The sequence below is a fragment of the Achromobacter pulmonis genome, from assembly GCF_002885955.2.
GTDB lineage: Bacteria > Pseudomonadota > Gammaproteobacteria > Burkholderiales > Burkholderiaceae_B > Achromobacter > Achromobacter pulmonis_A.
Genome location: NZ_POQS01000007.1, coordinates 379,723 through 396,208, shown reverse-complemented (window position 1 = coordinate 396,208; position 16,486 = coordinate 379,723). Strand labels below are relative to the sequence as shown.

16 protein-coding genes are annotated in these 16,486 nt (G+C 68.1%); 3 read left to right on the top strand and 13 right to left on the bottom strand.

Annotated features, from left to right (window positions below; translation table 11 throughout):
* Positions 1 to 3 precede the first annotated feature (3 nt).
* From C1I89_RS26115 to rsmB, 3 genes are read right to left on the bottom strand one after another with little or no spacing between them, the layout of a single operon-like run.
* Entirely contained in the window at positions 4 to 2,319 is a 2,316-nt protein-coding gene (locus C1I89_RS26115; RefSeq protein WP_102775291.1) for a sensor histidine kinase, read from the bottom strand.
* Complete coding sequence (locus tag C1I89_RS26110) at positions 2,316 to 2,906, bottom strand: DUF4390 domain-containing protein (RefSeq protein ID WP_102775290.1); 591 nt, start codon at positions 2,904 to 2,906, stop codon at positions 2,316 to 2,318. Before C1I89_RS26110 ends, C1I89_RS26115 begins: the two co-directional genes overlap by 4 nt.
* A gap of 39 nt (positions 2,907 to 2,945) precedes the next feature.
* A complete protein-coding gene (gene rsmB / locus C1I89_RS26105) occupies positions 2,946 to 4,283 on the bottom strand; it encodes a 16S rRNA (cytosine(967)-C(5))-methyltransferase RsmB (protein ID WP_102775289.1) in 1,338 nt (445 codons plus the stop codon).
* Between the two features lie 93 nt (positions 4,284 to 4,376).
* On the opposite strand from rsmB, the gene C1I89_RS26100 reads away from it, so the two are divergent.
* Entirely contained in the window at positions 4,377 to 5,009 is a 633-nt protein-coding gene (locus C1I89_RS26100; protein WP_102775288.1) for a LysE family translocator, read from the top strand.
* A gap of 46 nt (positions 5,010 to 5,055) precedes the next feature.
* Here the strand turns inward: C1I89_RS26100 and C1I89_RS26095 are convergent, their stop codons facing one another.
* The 10 genes from C1I89_RS26095 to C1I89_RS26050 are packed head-to-tail and all read right to left on the bottom strand — an operon-like array spanning position 5,056 to position 14,637.
* On the bottom strand, positions 5,056 to 5,865 hold the full coding sequence (locus C1I89_RS26095) for an SDR family NAD(P)-dependent oxidoreductase (protein ID WP_102775287.1): 810 nt from the start codon (positions 5,863 to 5,865) through the stop codon (positions 5,056 to 5,058).
* A 28-nt stretch (positions 5,866 to 5,893) separates the two neighbouring features.
* The gene (locus C1I89_RS26090; protein WP_102775286.1) at positions 5,894 to 6,979 is read right to left on the bottom strand and encodes a CoA transferase; all 1,086 of its coding nucleotides are present in this window, start codon (positions 6,977 to 6,979) and stop codon (positions 5,894 to 5,896) included.
* Positions 6,972 to 8,306: a phenylacetate--CoA ligase family protein gene (locus C1I89_RS26085; protein ID WP_102775285.1), complete on the bottom strand. Its 1,335-nt coding sequence runs from the start codon at positions 8,304 to 8,306 to the stop codon at positions 6,972 to 6,974. Before C1I89_RS26085 ends, C1I89_RS26090 begins: the two co-directional genes overlap by 8 nt.
* Positions 8,260 to 8,913: a TetR/AcrR family transcriptional regulator gene (locus C1I89_RS26080; RefSeq protein WP_258231527.1), complete on the bottom strand. Its 654-nt coding sequence runs from the start codon at positions 8,911 to 8,913 to the stop codon at positions 8,260 to 8,262. The genes C1I89_RS26085 and C1I89_RS26080 overlap by 47 nt, the downstream gene beginning before the upstream one ends.
* A 53-nt stretch (positions 8,914 to 8,966) precedes the next feature.
* Positions 8,967 to 10,130 (bottom strand): acyl-CoA dehydrogenase family protein, encoded by a 1,164-nt coding sequence (locus C1I89_RS26075; RefSeq protein ID WP_102775283.1) that lies wholly within the window; start codon positions 10,128 to 10,130, stop codon positions 8,967 to 8,969.
* Positions 10,127 to 11,110, bottom strand: coding sequence for a branched-chain amino acid ABC transporter permease (locus tag C1I89_RS26070; RefSeq protein ID WP_102775282.1), 984 nt, complete (start codon positions 11,108 to 11,110; stop codon positions 10,127 to 10,129). The genes C1I89_RS26075 and C1I89_RS26070 overlap by 4 nt, the downstream gene beginning before the upstream one ends.
* Positions 11,110 to 11,982: a branched-chain amino acid ABC transporter permease gene (locus C1I89_RS26065; RefSeq protein WP_102775281.1), complete on the bottom strand. Its 873-nt coding sequence runs from the start codon at positions 11,980 to 11,982 to the stop codon at positions 11,110 to 11,112. The genes C1I89_RS26070 and C1I89_RS26065 overlap by 1 nt, the downstream gene beginning before the upstream one ends.
* A complete protein-coding gene (locus tag C1I89_RS26060; protein ID WP_102775280.1) occupies positions 11,979 to 12,719 on the bottom strand; it encodes an ABC transporter ATP-binding protein in 741 nt (246 codons plus the stop codon). Before C1I89_RS26060 ends, C1I89_RS26065 begins: the two co-directional genes overlap by 4 nt.
* On the bottom strand, positions 12,716 to 13,489 hold the full coding sequence (locus C1I89_RS26055) for an ABC transporter ATP-binding protein (RefSeq protein ID WP_102775279.1): 774 nt from the start codon (positions 13,487 to 13,489) through the stop codon (positions 12,716 to 12,718). The genes C1I89_RS26060 and C1I89_RS26055 overlap by 4 nt, the downstream gene beginning before the upstream one ends.
* On the bottom strand, positions 13,486 to 14,637 hold the full coding sequence (locus C1I89_RS26050; protein ID WP_102775278.1) for an ABC transporter substrate-binding protein: 1,152 nt from the start codon (positions 14,635 to 14,637) through the stop codon (positions 13,486 to 13,488). The genes C1I89_RS26055 and C1I89_RS26050 overlap by 4 nt, the downstream gene beginning before the upstream one ends.
* 301 nt (positions 14,638 to 14,938) lie before the next feature.
* On the opposite strand from C1I89_RS26050, the gene C1I89_RS26045 reads away from it, so the two are divergent.
* On the top strand, positions 14,939 to 15,700 hold the full coding sequence (locus tag C1I89_RS26045; RefSeq protein WP_102775277.1) for an SDR family NAD(P)-dependent oxidoreductase: 762 nt from the start codon (positions 14,939 to 14,941) through the stop codon (positions 15,698 to 15,700).
* A gap of 18 nt (positions 15,701 to 15,718) precedes the next feature.
* On the top strand, positions 15,719 to 16,486 hold the full coding sequence (locus tag C1I89_RS26040) for a crotonase/enoyl-CoA hydratase family protein (RefSeq protein WP_102775276.1): 768 nt from the start codon (positions 15,719 to 15,721) through the stop codon (positions 16,484 to 16,486).

Below are 16,486 nucleotides of genomic sequence, written 5' to 3'. Positions count from 1 at the left end.
CACCTATTGCGTAGCCGCATTATCCTTTTCTTGCGCGGTCGCGTCCATAGTATCGGCCTCGGAAGCCAGCCGGGTCAACAATATGGAGATCCGCGCGCCCCCGTCCTTGCGGTTGGCAAGGTCGATGCGCCCGCCGTGTTCTTCCACGATCTTGCGCACGATGGCCAATCCTAACCCAGTCCCGTGGGACTTGGTGGTGACGTACGGCTCGAACGCGCGCTGCATCACCTGGGGCGGGAAGCCCGGCCCGGTGTCGGCCACGGTGAACCGGAGCGCCTTCTGGTCGGCCCGATCGGGCTGTTCGCTGCGCATCAGCTGCGTGGTGACGCTGACCCGCCCCTGCCCGCCCTGCTCGGCGATGGCGTCGCGGGCGTTGGACAGCAGGTTGTGGATCACCTGGCGCAGCTGGGTCGGATCGCCCTCGATGGCCGGCAGGTCGGCCCCCAGCGTCACGTCCAGGTTCAGCGCCTTTTCGCCATGCCGCGGCGAGCCGCCGTCGGGCTCCCAGCCGTACAGCGACAGCACATCGGCCACCAGCGCGTTGAAATCGATCCGCTGCATCACGGCCGGCGGCGTGCGGGCGTATTCGCGGAAGTCGTCCACCATCTGCTTGAGCGAGGCCACCTGGTTGACGATGGTGTTGGTGGAGCGCTCGACGATCTGGGCCTCGGCCGGGGGCAGCTTGCCTTCGAGTTTCATGGCCAGGCGCTCGGCCGACAGCTGGATCGGGGTCAGCGGGTTCTTGATCTCGTGCGCCAGCCGCCGCGCCACCTCGCCCCAGGCCACCGTGCGGTTGGCCGATATCACTTCGGTGATGTCGTCGAACACCACCAGGTAGCCGTTGCCGCGCCCGTCCACCTTCAGGTGGGTGCCGCGCGCCAGCAGGGTCAGGGGCTGCGGCGCGGCCGACGCGCCGCCCTGCACCGGGCTGATCTCGAACTGCTGCTGCCAGTGCTGGCGCTCGGAGCCCACCGCCGCATGCGCGGAAAACGCCTGGCGCACGATATTGGCGAATTCCAGCATGCCGTCGGCCGTCTCCAGCGGGCGGCCGATGACCGAGCGCAGGTCGGCGCCCAGGATGGTCTGGGCGCCCTGGTTGACGGTGGTGACCCGGAACGATTCGTCGAACACCAGCACCCCGGAGGACAGGTTCGACAGCACGCTTTCCAGGTAGACGTTGGAGCGTTCGAGCTGCTGGCGGTTGCTCTCGACCATGCGGCGCGCCTCGTCGAGCTGGCGCGTCATGGCGTTGAAGGAACGGGTCAGCTGGCCCACTTCGTCGCGCTCCGGCGGCTCGGGCAGCGGACGGTAGTCGCCCACCCCCACCGCCTGCGTGCCGCCGGCCAGGCTGAGCAGCGGGCGCACCAGCCGCTTGGACAGCGACAGCGCCACCGCGATGGCGCCAAACGCCGCCAGCAGCAGCGCCAGGGTCAGCGTGATGCCGTACAGCTTGCGCAGGCCCAGCCGCGACAGCGCCAGTTCCTGGTAGTCGCGAAAGCCCTGCTGCACCTGGTTGGCGTTGTGCGCGATCTGCTCGGGCACGGGCTGCAGCAGCTGCAGCCAGCGCGGTTCGGAAGCCGTGCCCAGCAGGTTGTCGTAGCGGTCCGGGCCGGTCAGCGGGATCACCACGCGCAGGTGCAGCCCGCCTTCGGCGCCGGGCGTCATGGGATCGTCGGCCTCGGCCGCGGAGTAGCCGCGCGCCAGCCGCAGCTGGTTCATGACGGTGGACGGCGGCATGGCCGGCAGCAGCTGGCCGTACTGGCTGGTGGAAAACGCCACCATGCGCCCGCTGCCGGTGAACACCATCGCTTCCTGCACGCCGTTGGCCTCGCGCAGCCGGGTCAGGGTCAGCGCCACCGCGCTGTCGCTGCTGCGGTTGAGCTCCATCGCCATGGAGCGGGCGCGCGCATCCAGGTCGGCCAGCAGCGAATCCAGCGCCGCCCGGCCCAGGTTCAGGCCCGCCTCCAGCGCGGTGTCCACGCGCACGTTGAACCAGGATTCGATGGAGCGCGACATGAACTGCACCGACACGGTGTAGATCAGGGCGCCGGGCACCACGCCGATCAGGGCGAACGCCAGGGCGAAGCGCGCCGTCAGCCGCGCGCCGAACTGGCGCCGGCGGATCTGCCGGGCCAGCCGCACGGTCAGCGCCACCACCCAGACGAAGAGCGCCAGCGCGAAAATCCCGTTCAGCACCAGCAGCGTGTCGTAATAGCGCGCGAAGCGCGAGGCATTGCCGGTAGACCAGGCCAGCAGACCCAGCAGGGCCAGGCCGCTCACCGCGCCGATCATCAGGGCCAGCCGAAGCAACAGCCTCATGAGGGGTTTTTCTCCTTGTCGCTCAGCACGAACGAGAAGTCGGTCCAGGGCGTGGTCTGCACCCAGGAACTGCTATTTAGCGCATTGACCTGGAACGGCCGCGGCAGCATGGAGGTGTCCAGGCGCAGGCGCAGCTGGCCGCCGTAGAGCACGTCGGCGTCGAACTCGGCGGCGTCGGCCACCGGCCAGTTGCGCACGTGCCGGACCACGCTCATGGCCTCGTCCAGCGAGGCCACCGGGAACGATAGTTCGCCCACGCCGGCGCGCCACTGCCGGGTCAGCGCGTTATACACGATGCGCCAGGTCCGGGAGGTGTCCACCAGGGACTTGTCGAACCACCACCAGCGCTCGCGCGTGATGGTGAGATCGGCCGTGAAATACAGCGGCACGCCGCGCTGGGCGGCGTCGCGCAACTGGTCGTTCAGTCCGAATTCGATGTCCGCGTCGATCTCGAGCTTGCCGTCGCGCACCATCGGGCGCACCTGTGTGACCTTGGGTTCGGCCCCATGGGCCGCTCCGCCCGGCACGAGCGAAAGCAAGGCAGATGCCAGCAACAACCCAAGAAATACGCGCGAGATAATGGACATACGACACCGAGACTACGTCATGCCCCTATTCTTGGCGATTCAGGACTGCTTGGCAAACAAGGCATAGAAAAAACCGTCGCGCTGCGCCGCGGGTGTTGCATCGAGCGCAACTGGCAGCAGCTGGCCGGGCGCATCGAGCCGGATCGCCTCGGGATGGCGCTGCGCGAACTCCAGCGCCTGGCGCACGCCCTCCAGCGGGAACACCGAACACGTTACATAGAGCAACCGGCCGCCGGGCGCCACGGTGCGCCACAGGGCGTCCAGGATCCTGGCCTGCAGCACGGCCGTGCGGCGCACGTCGTTCTCGCGCCGCAGCCAGCGGATGTCGGGATGGCGGCGCACGATGCCCGAGGCCGTGCACGGCACGTCCGCCAGCACCGCCTCGAACGGCTTGCCGTCCCACCAGCTGTCCAGGTCGGCGGCGTCGGCCGCCTTCAGCCGCACGTGGCCGCCGGCCAGGCCGAGACGGTCCAGGTTCTGCTGCACGCGGGCCAGTCGCCCGGCGTCGGCGTCCAGCGCCAGAAGGTCGATGTCGGCCAGCTCCAGCAGGTGCGCGGTCTTGCCGCCCGGCGCCGAGCAGGCGTCCAGCACCCGCATGCCGTCGGCCGGCGCCAGCAGTTCGGCCGCCAGCTGCGCGCCGGCGTCCTGCACCGACCACCAGCCCTCGGCGAATCCGGGCAGTTGGGCCACGGGCCGCGGCGTGGACAGCGCCAGGCCGGACTGGCCCACCGGCTCGGCCTGCAGGCCCGCCGCCTCGAAGGCGGCCAGCACCTGCTCGCGGCTGGCCCGGCGGCGGTTCACGCGCAGGGTGAGAGGCGCCGGCACGTTGGCGCTGGCCAGGATCTCCTGCCATTGCTGCGGATAGGCCACGCGCAGCTGCTTCACCCACCAGCCCGGATGGTTCCATTCGGCCTCGGGGCTGTCGGCCACCGCGGCCTGGAGCGCGGCGCGTTCGCGCAGGAAGCGGCGCAGGCAGGCGTTGAGCATGCCCTTGTACGAGGCCAGCGCGCGCTTGCGCGCGGCGGCGGTCACCGCCTGGTCCACCACCGTATGGGGCGCGTAGACCGGCATGCCCGGCAAGGCCGCGGCCGCCTCGCCCTCTTCCTTCAGCAGGGTCAGCGACACCAGCAGCAGCGATTCGAACAGCACGCTGGGATAGCGCTGCACCAGTTCGCGCCCCACGGCGTCGGCCCAGCCCAGATAACGCATCGCATGGAACGACACCGCCTGCACGGCCGGGCGCAGCGACGATTCCACATCGGCCAGCGCGTCCGTCAGCGAGCGGCCGTCCAGCACGCTCTCGACCACCTCCGCGCTGGAAAGCAGGACGGCGGAAAGCGGGGGGGCCAGATTGGGGAAGTCGGGACGCGTGGACATAATGCAGATTCAGAAGACAAGACCGCTATGGTAGCCGGACCTGGACGGATCGCCGCCGCGGCGGCAAACTGTTTCCAGTTCCGGAGCCCCGCCATGACCCTAGCCACCCTGCTGCTCTTCATCGTGGCCTCGGCCGCCATCATCGTCACCCCCGGCCCCACCGTGCTGCTCGCCATGAGCAACGGCTCGCGCCACGGCGTGCGCGCGGCCTGCTGGGGCATGGGCGGCGCGGTGCTGGCCGACCTGGTCCTGATCGGGACCGTGGCCTCGGGCCTGGGCGTGGTGCTGGCCGCGTCCGAAGTCGCGTTCCAGTTCATCAAATGGGCGGGCGCGGCCTACCTGGCCTGGCTGGGATGGAAAATGCTGCGCACCGACGCCGCCCCCATCATGCCGTCCGCTCAGGCCGACGCCGCCCACCCCGGCGGCCTGGCCCTGGGCTTGCGCAGCTTCGCGGTGGCCCTGACCAACCCCAAGGCGCTGCTCTTCATGTCCGCCTTCCTGCCGCAATTCATCAACCCCGCCGCGCCCCTGTTCGCCCAATACGCCATCCTGGCCGGCGTCATGGCGCTCATGAACATCGCAGTGATGCTGGCCTACGCCGTCCTCGGCGCGCAGATGGTGCGCGCCCTGCGCGGCACCGGCCTGCACTGGCTGAATCGCATCTGCGGCGGGCTGCTGATCGGGCTGGCGGGGACGCTGGCGCTGTATCGGCGCAGCGGTCCCTGAGGTCCCTCCGGATCAAAATTAGGGACAGATAAATCGCTTCCCCCGGCTATGCGGCCAGCATGTGCAAGCCGCTGCCCAGATGGGCGGCTCCGTCGATCTGCAATAGCTGGCCGGTCATCAGGTGGCCGGCCGGCGTGGCGAGAAAGGCAACCAGTTCGGCGACATCTTCGACGGGAGTGGCACGGCCCATCGGCGTGGCGGCGATCAGGCGGTCCAGCATGACCTGCGCGGCCTCGCCCGCCAGCCCTTCCGTGATCACCGCTCCCGGGCCGATGCAGTTCAGCGCGATATCGTCGGCGGCCCATTCCAGGGCCAGGGTGCGCGTCAGGCCCAGCACGCCGGCGCGCGCGGCGATCGAATGGGCGATACCCATGGAGCCGCGCTCCACGCCCGACAATGAAATATTGACGACCGCTCCCTTGCGCTTTCTGAGATACGGGTAGGCCGCCTTGGTGACGACGAAGACCGAGTTCAGGTTGGTGTCGATCACCGCATCCCAGCCCTTGCGGCTGATCTGCGTGGCCGGAGCGAAAAACTGGCCGCCGGCGTTGTTGACCAGCAGATCGATGCCCTGCCGCTCCCCCACCTCGGCGATCAGCGCCTCGATGGCCGCGGTGTCGCGGATGTTGGCGGTGGCGTAGCCGAAGCTGCCGGGCAGGCGCTCAGCCATCGCCGCCGTTTCGGCCAGCGGCTCTTCGCGCCGCCCGACGCCAAACACGTCCATGCCCAGTTCCAGCAAACGCAGGGCGATGCCGCGGCCGATGCCGGAGCCCGCGCCGGTCACCAGCGCGCTGCGGCCTGTCAACACCCCCGGCCGCATGACCTGGGTCGAATCCGTACAAGTGGAAGTATTCATCGTGCTCACCTGAAAGCAGGGGTTCAATTCAAGAGAGGGGCCGCAGCGCGCCGCCGATGGCAGGCGTGGGGCTGCGGGGGATGCGTTGGCCGTCGAACAGGGCGGGGAAAGCCGGCACGTGCTCGCCGCTGGCGAGCACGTGCGATACCGCACCCGGCCGCATTGCGCGGATGAGCGCCAGCGCTTCGGCGGGCGGCCGGACGTTGCCGGCCGGAATCTGCAGCTCGCGCATCTGCCTGAGCACCGCTTCGCGGGTCTGCGGCAGGGTCCAGGCCTCCACCTGAGCATCGAAATGCGCCGCCCGGCGTATGCGTTCCTTGATGGGGGCATCGTCGGCGCCGACCAGCGGGCGCAGACGCGCCCAATAGCTGTCGAGTCCGCCCAGGATGTAGACGTGGCCGTCGGCGCAGCGGTAAATGCTGGACGGCGCGGAGGCGCGGTCGCGGTTGCCCATGGGCGGGTCCAGCGTCTCGCCTTCGCTCAGCGCCAGCGCCGCCGGCCCCAGCAGCATCGCCGAGGCCACCTCCATCATGGAAAGGTCTATCAGCCGTCCGCGGCCTTCCAGCACCGCCATCGCGCAAGCCAGTCCCGCGTACATGCCGCTGAACATATCCACCGGCCAGCCGGTGGACAGGCGCGGCGAACCGTCCTCGTCGCCGTTGAGCAGCGCGAACCCCGACTCGCACTGCGCAATGGTGTCCATGCAGATGCGGTCGTCGTGCTGGCCGTAGCCGGATATGAGCACGACGGTCAGGCCCGGATGCCGGGCGCGCAGCGCCTCGCCCTGGAGACCGAGACGGGCCAGCGAGCCCGGAGCGAGATTGCAGATGAACGCATCGGCATGCGCCAGCAGCGCTTCCAGGGCCTGGCGCCCTTCGGGCGAGGCCAGGTCCAGCACCTCGCTGCGCTTTCCGGTGTTGAAGCTGCGCGCATAGAAGCTGCCGAAATCGTTGCCCGGCAAAGTCCGCACGCCATCGCCGCGCGGCGACTCGATCTTCAGCACGTCGGCGCCGAAGTCGGCGAGATACTGAGCCGCAGTGGGGCCGGCGATGAATTGCGAGAGCTCGACGATGCGCTTGCCAGCCAGCGGCCTGGGGGTCGCGGGCTCAGACATGGAGCACCCGCTTCGCCTTGTGGATCGTGCGCGGCAGCGTGCCGTTCTCGACCACTTCGACGTGGAAGCGCACCTTCAGGCGGTCGCGCAACAGCCGCGCCAGCTGCTCGCTCAAATCGGCGCCCGCGCCGGGTTCGCGTTCGACCCGCAGCTTCACGCCGGTGAGGAACCCGGTTTTAGGGTCTTTCACGCTGTCATCGATGATGATGACGTACTCGTTGCTGACGCCGGCGAAGCTGCGCACCACGTCTTCGATGGCGGACGGAAAGAGGTTCACGCCGCGCACGATCAGCATGTCGTCGGCGCGGCCCAGCACGCCTCCCGGCAGGCGGGCGTGGGTGCGCCCGTCCGGCGCGGGGCGGCTGTCGCGCACCACGATGTCGCCGGTCCACCAGCGCACCAGCGGACATGCCTGTTTGTCGAGATGGGTGAGCACCAGCACGCCGCGTTCGCCGTCGGCCACCGGCTCGTGCGTGTCCGGGTGCAGGACCTCGACGTAGATGAAATCTTCGGCCAGCGTGGGACCGAGCTGCGCCGCGGTATCCCAGCCGATGGGCTGGCATTCCAGCGCGCCGTAGCAATCGAACATCTTTGCGCCCCAGAGGCGTTCGATGCGTTCCCGCGTGCCGGCGACGCTAGCGCCGGGCTCGCCGCCGACGCAGACCATGCGCACCCGCGCTTCGCGCAGGTCGCGGCCCATGGATTGGGCCGTTTCGGCCATATGGGCCATGAAAGACGGCGTGCCGATGACGCAGTCCGTGCCATATTCGAAGATGGTTTCCACCTGGCGCTGCGTGTCTCCCGATGAAGCCGGGATCACGAGCGCGCCGACCCGTTGCGCGGCCAGCGTCGCCCCCAGGCCGCCCACGAACCAGGCGTAATTGAACATGCATTGGAAGACATCGCCGCGCCGCAGGCCCTGGCCATAGAGATATCTTGCGTAGAGTTCGGCCCAGCGGTCCACGTCATGCTGGGTCCAGAGCACGGGCGCGGGCTGGGCCGTGGTTCCCGAGGAAAAGTGCACCCGGACGGCCTCGCCGGGCCGGACGGCGGCCAGCGTGCCGAATGGCGGATCGGCGCGCAGGCCGTCGAGATAGTCGCGTTTGTGGGTGAAAGGCAGGCGCCTCAGGTCCGCCAGGGTCTTGAGGTCTTCGGGCACGAAGCCCATGTCCGCGAAGACCTTTCTGTAATGCGCGCTGCTGTCGGCCACGCGCCGCAATTGCCTGCGCAGGGCATCGAGCTGGAAGCTTTCGATGCGGTCCCGCGACCAGGTTTCGACCTCATCCCAAATGGTATTGGAATAAGGGGGTTGCTCTTGCTGCTTCATCGTTGGAGTCCTTGAGTAGACCCCGCAGCGCATAGGCCGCGAGGGTGTGCGCGATATCGTCGATCGCCTCTTCGCTCTGCAGGCGCCGCTGGCTGTACCACACCGTGGCCCAGTTCAGCGCGCCGAAGAAAGGTTTACTCAACAGCCTGGCGGGAAGATCCACGAACGAACCGGCGCGGATGCCGTCGTCGATCACCTCGACGAACATCTGCTCGTAGTCATCGCGCATCTTCACCACGGACCGCAGCCGCTTGGCCGCCGCGGACGCTTCGAGCAGATGGCGCTCCAGCCCCTGGACCGCGACCTTCTGCATCGGAAGTTCCTTGAGCAGGATCTGGGTATGGCGCAGCGCCATGGCCGACAGCCGTTCGACCGCATCGCCGCCGCTGCGGGCGATGGGCTCGATCTGGTCGGTCAGGCGCGTCATCGCCGCCACCTGCACGTCAAAAAACAGGTCGGCCTTGCTCCGGTAATGGTGATAGATGCGGCCCTTGGTGGCGCCCAGGCGCTGGGCGACCGCATCGATGGAGGTGGCGGCGTAGCCGAACTCCATGAAGAGTTCGGCGGCCGCCTGCAGAATTTCCTCTCGCGACTCGCCGCCGCTCATCTCTGCCGGGTTCTGTTGTGCACTCACCATTACTACCTCGTGTCGGATTCGGGTCAATTAGTCAGCTCTTCCGCCTCCTTGCGAACCGCTCGCGACAGCACCAGCCGCTGGATTTCGGAAGAACCCTCGTAGATTTCAAGTATGCGCTGGTCGCGGTACAGCCGCTCTGCCACCGTTGGCTTGCAGTAGCCCAGCCCGCCCCAGATCTGGACGGTATTGTCCACCACCCGGTGCGAAACCTCCGAAGCGAACAGTTTGGTCATCGCGCCCAGGTTGGACACGTCGTCCCCCCGGTCATAGGCTTGCGCAGCCTGGTAGAGCATCATGCGGGCGGCGGAGATCTCGGTCGCCATGTCGGCCAGGCGAAAGCCGATGGCCTGGTTTTCGCCGATGGGCTGGCCAAAGGTCCGCCGCTCGACCGCGCGGGCGGCCGCCTCGCGGTAGCCGGCGAGCGCCACGCCCAGCGACTGGGCGGCAACCATGATGCGGCCGACGTTCAGCGTCTGGAGCGCCAGGCGCAGCGCGCGGTTGAGTTCGCCCACCCGGGCGCTTTCCGGCACCACGAGATCGAGCTTGAGGTTCGAAGTCTGGGTGCCGCGGATGCCCATCTTGTCCGACAGTTCGTCGATGACGGCGCCCTCCTGCTCCTTGTCGACCATGAAGGCGCTGATCCCGCGCCCGCCGGCCGCGGGATCGGTCTTGGCGAAAACGACGTAGTAGCGCGAGGCGCCGCCATTGCCGATCCAGTATTTCTCGCCGCGCAGCCGCCAGCCGTCGCCTTCGCGCACGGCCGTGGCTTCGATGGCCGCGGCGTCTGAGCCCGCGATCCGCTCGGAAAGGGCGAAGCTGGTGGCGCGGCCCTCGGCCATTTCGCGCAGGTAGAAGGACTTTTGCTCGTCCGTGCCGGCCAGCAGCAGCGGGAAGGCGCCCAGCTGGTAGGCGCACATGATGGCCGCCGTCGACGCGCAGTGCGTGCCCAGCGCCTCCACCGCCGCCACCGTGGTGACGAGGTCGGCGCCCTGCCCGCCCCATTGGGTGGGCAGGAACAGGCCCGCGAACTTGTGCTCGACCAGCGCCGAGATGGTCTCCCAGGGGTAGCGCTGCTCGCGGTCCAGCTCGGGCGCCAGCGGCGCGAAGCGTTCGGCGCCCAATCGATGGGCCAGGGTTTGCCAGCGGGTGGCGGTATCGTCCAGCGTCGGATTCCAGATCACGGTCACTTCGAGTTCTCCAGTGTGGTCGCCATGGCTCGGGGCTGCTTGCGACGCGTCGTCAGCAGGCCCATGAGCCCTTGCGGGAAAAAGGCCAGAACAAGGATCAGCAGGCTGCCGAGCACGATCTTGTCGACATAGCCGCCGAATGAAAAAAACTTCTCCTGGATCAGCACCAGCGCCGTGGCGAGCAACGGTCCGAGCAGCTGGCGGCGGCCGACAAGCACGACCGCGGTCAGCATCAGGATGAGGAAATAGGTCTCCAGGATGTCGGCGCTCACGTAGGCGCGCTGGTAGGCATAGAGCCAGCCCGCGCAGGCCGTGATCGGCGCGGAGAACAGGAATACCTGCAGGCGTACCTTGAGCGGATCGATGCCGTTCATGGTGGCCAGGCGCGGATTCAGGTGCACCATGAGCGCGGCCTGTCCCAGGCGGGAATGGCGAAAGCGGTCCACCAGATAGAGCGTGACCGCCAGCAGCGCGAACGCATAGGGCCAGAGCGCCTCGTCATTGCCCGCGGTCAGTGGCCAGGGGCCGATCGACAGATCCAGCGTCGGCAGGCCGCGGATGCCGTCCGAGCCTCCCAGGAATGCCCAGTTCGCGGCCAAGGTCACCGCCACCACCGAGACGGCGTACGTCACCAGCGAAAAGACGAATTCGCGCAGGCGCAGCGTGACCAGGCCGACAAGGGCGGCCAGGCCGAGCGCCACTGCGATGGACGCGGCCAGCGTCAGCCAGGCGCCCGCTCCGGTGCGGGTGGCGAGCAAGGCCGTCACATACGCGCCCGCGGCGAAGAAGACGGTGTGGCCGAGGCTGACCTCGCCCAGGTCGGAGACGATGACGTCCAGGCCATAGGCCATGACGGCCATGATCGCGATCAGCACGGCGGCGCTATAAAGGGCCTGGCTGCCGCCCAGCCAGGCGGGCAGGAAGAACACGACGGCGGCGCCCGGCAGCAGCGCGAGGCGGGAGACGGATAACGTGGCCATCAATGGACTCCTTTCATGGCGCCGGCGCTCAGGCCACCGGGGCGTAGCACCAGGACCGCGATCAGCACGGCGAACGCGGCGGCCGTCGCATAGGCGGGCGAGATCAACGCGCTGAACAGCGCGGTGAAAACGCCGAGCGCGACCCCGGCGACATAGCTGCCGGTCACGCTCCCGATGCCTCCCAGCACCACCACCACGAAGGTGATGATCACCTCCTCGAAACCCATGGAGGTCAGGATGGGAGTGCGCGGCGCCACCAGGCCGGCCGCCAGCGCGACCGCCGCGCCTTCGAACGCGAACACGCCGTAATAGACCCGGCGCACGTTGATGCCCGCCAGCTGTGCGAGCTTGGGATCCTCGGCCACCATGCGGACCAGGCGGCCTGCGCGGCTGCCATCGAGCGCGCGCTTGAGCAGCAGGAACAGCAGGATGGCGGCCGCCACGATGGCCGCGTCCTGCCACGTCAGCCACAGCTCGCCGAATTCGATATCGTGCCGGGACCATGCGGTGTCCAGGATCTGGCCGGTCGATCCGAAGGCCAGCGACGCGGCCCCGTGCATCACGTAGCCGAAGCCCAGCGTCATGATCATGATCGACACCAGGTTCTGTTCGAAGGTGGCGCGCAGCATGATGCGCTGCATGAAAAGTCCGATCAGCGCGCCGGCGGCCATGGCCAGCGGCAAGGCCAGCAGATACGGCAGGCCGGCGGTGGTGGTGGCCCACCAGGTGACGAAGGCGCCCAGCATGTACATCTGGCCGTGGCCGAAGTTGACCAGCCGGGCCACGCCCAGCAACAGGGTCCAGCCGATGGCTATGAGGGCATAGGCATGGCCGAGGACCAGGCCATTGATCAGTTGTTGTAGCAGGCTCATGCCGTATGTGCTCCCAGATAGGCCTGCGCGATGCGCGGGTCCGCGCCGACTTCGGCGGCGGGCCCCTGCAGCACGAGCCTGCCGCGCTCGAGCAGCAGCAGGCGGTCGACCACCTGCAAGGCGGCGCGCACGTTCTGTTCGACCAGCAGGACGGCCAGGCCGGCGCTGGCCAGGGCGCGCAGGCTTTGCAGCACCTGCGTCACCAGCATGGGCGCCAGTCCGATGGAAGGTTCATCCAGCAACAACGCGCGCGGCCCCATCATGAGCGATCGGCCGATGCCCAGCATCTGCCGTTCGCCTCCCGACAGCTGTCCGCCGAGATGGTGGCGGCGCTCTTGCAAGCGCGGAAAAAGCGCATAGACGTCGTCGCGGCGGTAGTAGCGGCGCCCCGGCTCCTCCACCGGCGCGACGGCGGGAGTGAGATTCTCCTGGACGGTCATCTGCGAAAACACCAGCCGCGATTCCGGCACCAGCAGCAGGCCGGCGCGCACGCGCTCGTGCGTCGGCAGCCGGCCTACCGGCCTGCCCGACAGCGAGACCTCGCCGCTCACGGCGGGACGGCCGCGCGACCAGCCCAGCATCGCGTTGATGAGCGTCGATTTGCCCGCGCCATTGGCGCCGATAACGCCGACGATCTCGCCGGCACGGATATCCAGCTGGTCGAGCTGGAGCACCCGGTTGCCGGCGTACGAGACTTCCAGCCGGCGCGCGCTCAATACAGGGGTTGAGGAAGTCATTGCTCGCCTCCGAGGTAGGCCTGCAGCACGCGCGGATCGCGCTGGATCTCTGCCGGCGTCCCGCAGGCCAGCGGCCGGCCCAGGTTGAGCACGCAGATCCGGTCGGCGACCGACATGATCAGATCCATGTGATGTTCGATGACCACCAGGGCCACGCCCTCGGCCTTGAGCGAATGCAGCAAGGCGGTCAGCGCGGTCATGTCGGTGCCGCCCAGCCCGGCCGCCGGTTCGTCCAGCAGCAGCACCTCGGCGCCCGCGCCGTAGGCGAGCGCGATCGACAGCATGCGCTGCATGCCGTACGAGATCTCGTGGGGCCGCAGGCCATGGCTTTCCCGCGGCAGGCCGAACCGCTCCAGGCAATCGCCGGCCTGCTCGCGCAGCGCCTGCGCGTGGCGGCCCGCCGCCAGCGGACGCAAGATGCTGTTTCCGAGGCTGGCCGTGCCGCCAAGCGCCGCCACCATGTTGTCGCGCACCGTCAGCTGGTCGAAGAAGGCGTTCTGCTGAAACGCCCGCTTGATGCCCAGACGCGCCAGGCCGTGCGCCGGCACGCGGCTGATATCGCGTCCATGCAGATAAACGCTGCCACGCCGGGGAATCAGCGCCGACACCGCGTCGTAGCAGGAGCTCTTGCCGGCGCCGTTGGGGCCGATGATGCCCAGCAGCTCGCCCCGGCTGACTTCCCAGCTGACGTCCTCCAGGGCGACCAGGGCGCCGTAGCACACGCCCAGGCCCTGCACGCGCAAGGCGGCGGTCATGGCCGGCGATGTCATGGCTTGACCACGATCTTGCGGTTCTTGACCGTGAACAGGTAGTAGTGCGACTGCAGCTGGCCATTGGGGTCGAAGGTGATGTCGCCCATGAGCGTGCCCTTGAAGCTGCCGCCGCGGATGCGTTTGGCCACAGGCTCGCGGTCCAGCGTCTTGAGCTCGTTGGCCGCCAGGGCCCATACCTGCAGCGAGGTCGCGCCCAGCGCCATGAACTTGTCGGGCGTGAGCTTGAACATTTGCTGGGTCTTCGTTACGAACCGCTTGTTGGCGGGATTCGACGCGAAGGGCTCCACGTCGGGAAAATAGATGTCGGCGCCGATCAGGCCGTCCGACGCATCGCCGGCCACGTTGATGACGCTGGGCGCCACGGTGCCCACCGCGCTCACAAGCTGGCCCGGCAGCCGCGATTGACGGGCCTGGCGGATGATGGCGGGCATGCCCAGCCCTTCGTTCGCGTTGATGGCGACGGTAACGTCCGGCTTGGCCGCGCGCACGTTGGTCATGGCCACCCGGAAATCGGCCTGCGTGAAAGGAAATTTCTCCTCGGCCACTTTCTCGTAGGGGTGGCCGAGCGCCTTCAGGGCTTTTTCGATGGATTCCTGCGCGCCATTGCCATAGGCATCGTTCTCGGTCAGAAAAGCGACGCGCTTGGCGCCCGCCGTCCTGGCGATGTAATCGGCAATGATCGCTCCGTCCTGGGCGTTGGAGCTGTTCAGCCGGATGGCCAGGGGATTGCCTTCGCCGGAGAGTATCGGGTCCGCCTTGGATATCGCGGTGATGTCCAGGACGCCGGCGCGGGCGATCACCGGCTGCATCGCCAGCGTCACGGGGCTGTTCCAGCCCTCGATGATGACCGACACCCCCGCGCTGACCAGTTCCGTGGCTCGCGACACGCCGACGGCCGGCGTGGATTCGTCGTCGCGCGACACGATCTCGATCGGACGGCCGAGCACGCCGCCGTCTTCGTTGATCACCGCCGCCATGGCCTGGATGGCCTGCGTGACGTGCTGGCCCTGCGGACCCGCGCCGCCCGATAACGGGAAGATGACTCCCACCTTGATGGGCGCCGGAGCGGCTCCGGCAGGAACCGCCATCGTGGCTGCCAGCGCCAGCGGGAGCGCCATCTGCAACAACTGTTGTAACCGCTTCATGCCTGTCTCCTCGTCTTGTATCGCCGGTCTGCGCCGGCGCTGCGGCGGCCGAGGCCGCCCGTGCTGCGTGAAGGGGGACTGCGTGGTGCAACGGTCGACGGCGACTGTTTTCCGGGCTGCGCCTGGTTGGAATCGCGTCTCGACGCAAACATACCATTCGGTATCTTTAAAGGTCAATCTCCGCCTTTTAGTTTATTCATAGGCATTTTCCCTAGTAAAAATATCGACTTAACTTCTTCGTTGAAAAGATACCGCATGGTATGTATTATGGGTTCTCCCTTTTTGGCAAGGAGTCGATGGCATGAAGACAGAAGGCAGTAGCGCGCTCGTGACGGGCGGCGCGTCCGGGCTAGGCCTGGCAACGGCGCGGCGCCTTGCCGCCCAGGGTGTAAAGGTGGTGATCGCGGACCTGCCGGGGTCCGACGGCGAGCGCGTGGCCGGCGAGATCGGAGCGCGGTTCGCGCCCGCCGACGTCACCGTCGAAGCGGACGTACAGGCGGCCTGCGAATTGGCGGCCACGCTCGGCCCCTTGCGTGTGCTGGTGCACTGCGCGGGCCGGGGCGGACCGGTGCGGCTGGTCGACAAAGAGGGAAATCCAGGATCGCTGGAGACCTATACGGACATCGTCCGCATCAACCTGATCGGAACATTCAACACGCTGCGGATCGCGGCCGCGCACATGGCCCGCAATGCGCCGGACGCCGAAGGCGAGCGCGGCGTCTGCATCCTGACGGCGTCGGTGGCGGCCTATGAAGGCCAGATCGGCCAGATCGGCTACGCCTCGTCCAAGGCCGGGGTCGTGGGGATGACCATCGTGGCGGCCCGCGACCTGGCCAGCAAGGCCATTCGCGTGTGCACGATCGCGCCCGGCATCTTCGACACCCCCATGCTGGCCCGCGTATCCGAAGACGCCCGCAAGACCCTTTCCGCATCGGTGCCTCATCCGGCGCGCCTGGGGACGCCGGCGGAATATGCGCTGCTGGCCGAACACATCATTGCCAATCCCATGCTCAACGGCGAAACCATCCGTCTGGACGGAGCCCTGCGCATGGCCCCGCGTTGACACGAACAGGAGACCGCCATGGAGCAGGACGAAGTATTGCTGGAAAGCAGCGAAGGCATATTGACGATCACCATCAACCGGCCCCAGGCCCGCAACGCCGTGACGCTGGCCGTGGCGCGCGCGATCGCGGCGGCCGTGGACGAACTGGATGCCCGCGACGATCTGCGCATCGGTATCCTGACGGGCGCCGGCGGATCGTTCTGCGCCGGGATGGACCTGAAAGGTTTCCTGCGCGGCGAGCGTCCCAGCATCGAGGGTCGCGGATTCGGCGGCCTGACCATGCGTCCGCCGAAAAAGCCGCTCATCGCCGCCGTAGAAGGCTACGCGCTGGCGGGCGGTTTCGAGCTGGTGCTGGCCTGCGATCTGGTGGTTGCCGCCGAAAATGCCCAGTTCGGCGTGCCCGAGGTCAAACGCGGCCTGGCCGCCACCGCGGGCGGCCTCGTGCGCCTGCCACGGCAACTGCCTTATCGGGTGGCCCTGGAACTGGCGCTCACCGGCGACATGTTCCCCGCAACGCGGGCGTTGGGCTATGGCCTGATCAATCAGGTCAGCGCCCCTGGCGAAGCGCTCCAGCGCGCCCGCGAGCTGGCGCGCCGCATCGTGGCCAACGGGCCCTTGGCGGTGGCGGCAAGCAAGCGCGTCATCGTGGAGTCGCAGGGCTGGCCGGCGGATGAAATCTGGCAACGCCAGACCGAACTGACCGAGCACGTCTTCACCTCGGCCGACGCGCGCGAAGGTTCGGCAGCGTTCGCCGAGAAGCGCGCCCCCATCTGGCAAGGGAGGTAG

What these genes read in the sequence shown, in the direction of transcription:
- C1I89_RS26115 (WP_102775291.1), bottom strand. Translation starts at nt 2,319, where the DNA reads ATGAGGCTGTTGCTTCGGCTGGCCCTGATGATCGGCGCGGTGAGCGGC.
- C1I89_RS26110 (WP_102775290.1), bottom strand. Translation starts at nt 2,906, where the DNA reads ATGTCCATTATCTCGCGCGTATTTCTTGGGTTGTTGCTGGCATCTGCC.
- rsmB (WP_102775289.1), bottom strand. Translation starts at nt 4,283, where the DNA reads ATGTCCACGCGTCCCGACTTCCCCAATCTGGCCCCCCCGCTTTCCGCC.
- C1I89_RS26100 (WP_102775288.1), top strand. Translation starts at nt 4,377, where the DNA reads ATGACCCTAGCCACCCTGCTGCTCTTCATCGTGGCCTCGGCCGCCATC.
- C1I89_RS26095 (WP_102775287.1), bottom strand. Translation starts at nt 5,865, where the DNA reads ATGAATACTTCCACTTGTACGGATTCGACCCAGGTCATGCGGCCGGGG.
- C1I89_RS26090 (WP_102775286.1), bottom strand. Translation starts at nt 6,979, where the DNA reads ATGTCTGAGCCCGCGACCCCCAGGCCGCTGGCTGGCAAGCGCATCGTC.
- C1I89_RS26085 (WP_102775285.1), bottom strand. Translation starts at nt 8,306, where the DNA reads ATGAAGCAGCAAGAGCAACCCCCTTATTCCAATACCATTTGGGATGAG.
- C1I89_RS26080 (WP_258231527.1), bottom strand. Translation starts at nt 8,913, where the DNA reads ATGAGCGGCGGCGAGTCGCGAGAGGAAATTCTGCAGGCGGCCGCCGAA.
- C1I89_RS26070 (WP_102775282.1), bottom strand. Translation starts at nt 11,110, where the DNA reads ATGGCCACGTTATCCGTCTCCCGCCTCGCGCTGCTGCCGGGCGCCGCC.
- C1I89_RS26065 (WP_102775281.1), bottom strand. Translation starts at nt 11,982, where the DNA reads ATGAGCCTGCTACAACAACTGATCAATGGCCTGGTCCTCGGCCATGCC.
- C1I89_RS26060 (WP_102775280.1), bottom strand. Translation starts at nt 12,719, where the DNA reads ATGACTTCCTCAACCCCTGTATTGAGCGCGCGCCGGCTGGAAGTCTCG.
- C1I89_RS26055 (WP_102775279.1), bottom strand. Translation starts at nt 13,489, where the DNA reads ATGACATCGCCGGCCATGACCGCCGCCTTGCGCGTGCAGGGCCTGGGC.
- C1I89_RS26050 (WP_102775278.1), bottom strand. Translation starts at nt 14,637, where the DNA reads ATGAAGCGGTTACAACAGTTGTTGCAGATGGCGCTCCCGCTGGCGCTG.
- C1I89_RS26045 (WP_102775277.1), top strand. Translation starts at nt 14,939, where the DNA reads ATGAAGACAGAAGGCAGTAGCGCGCTCGTGACGGGCGGCGCGTCCGGG.
- C1I89_RS26040 (WP_102775276.1), top strand. Translation starts at nt 15,719, where the DNA reads ATGGAGCAGGACGAAGTATTGCTGGAAAGCAGCGAAGGCATATTGACG.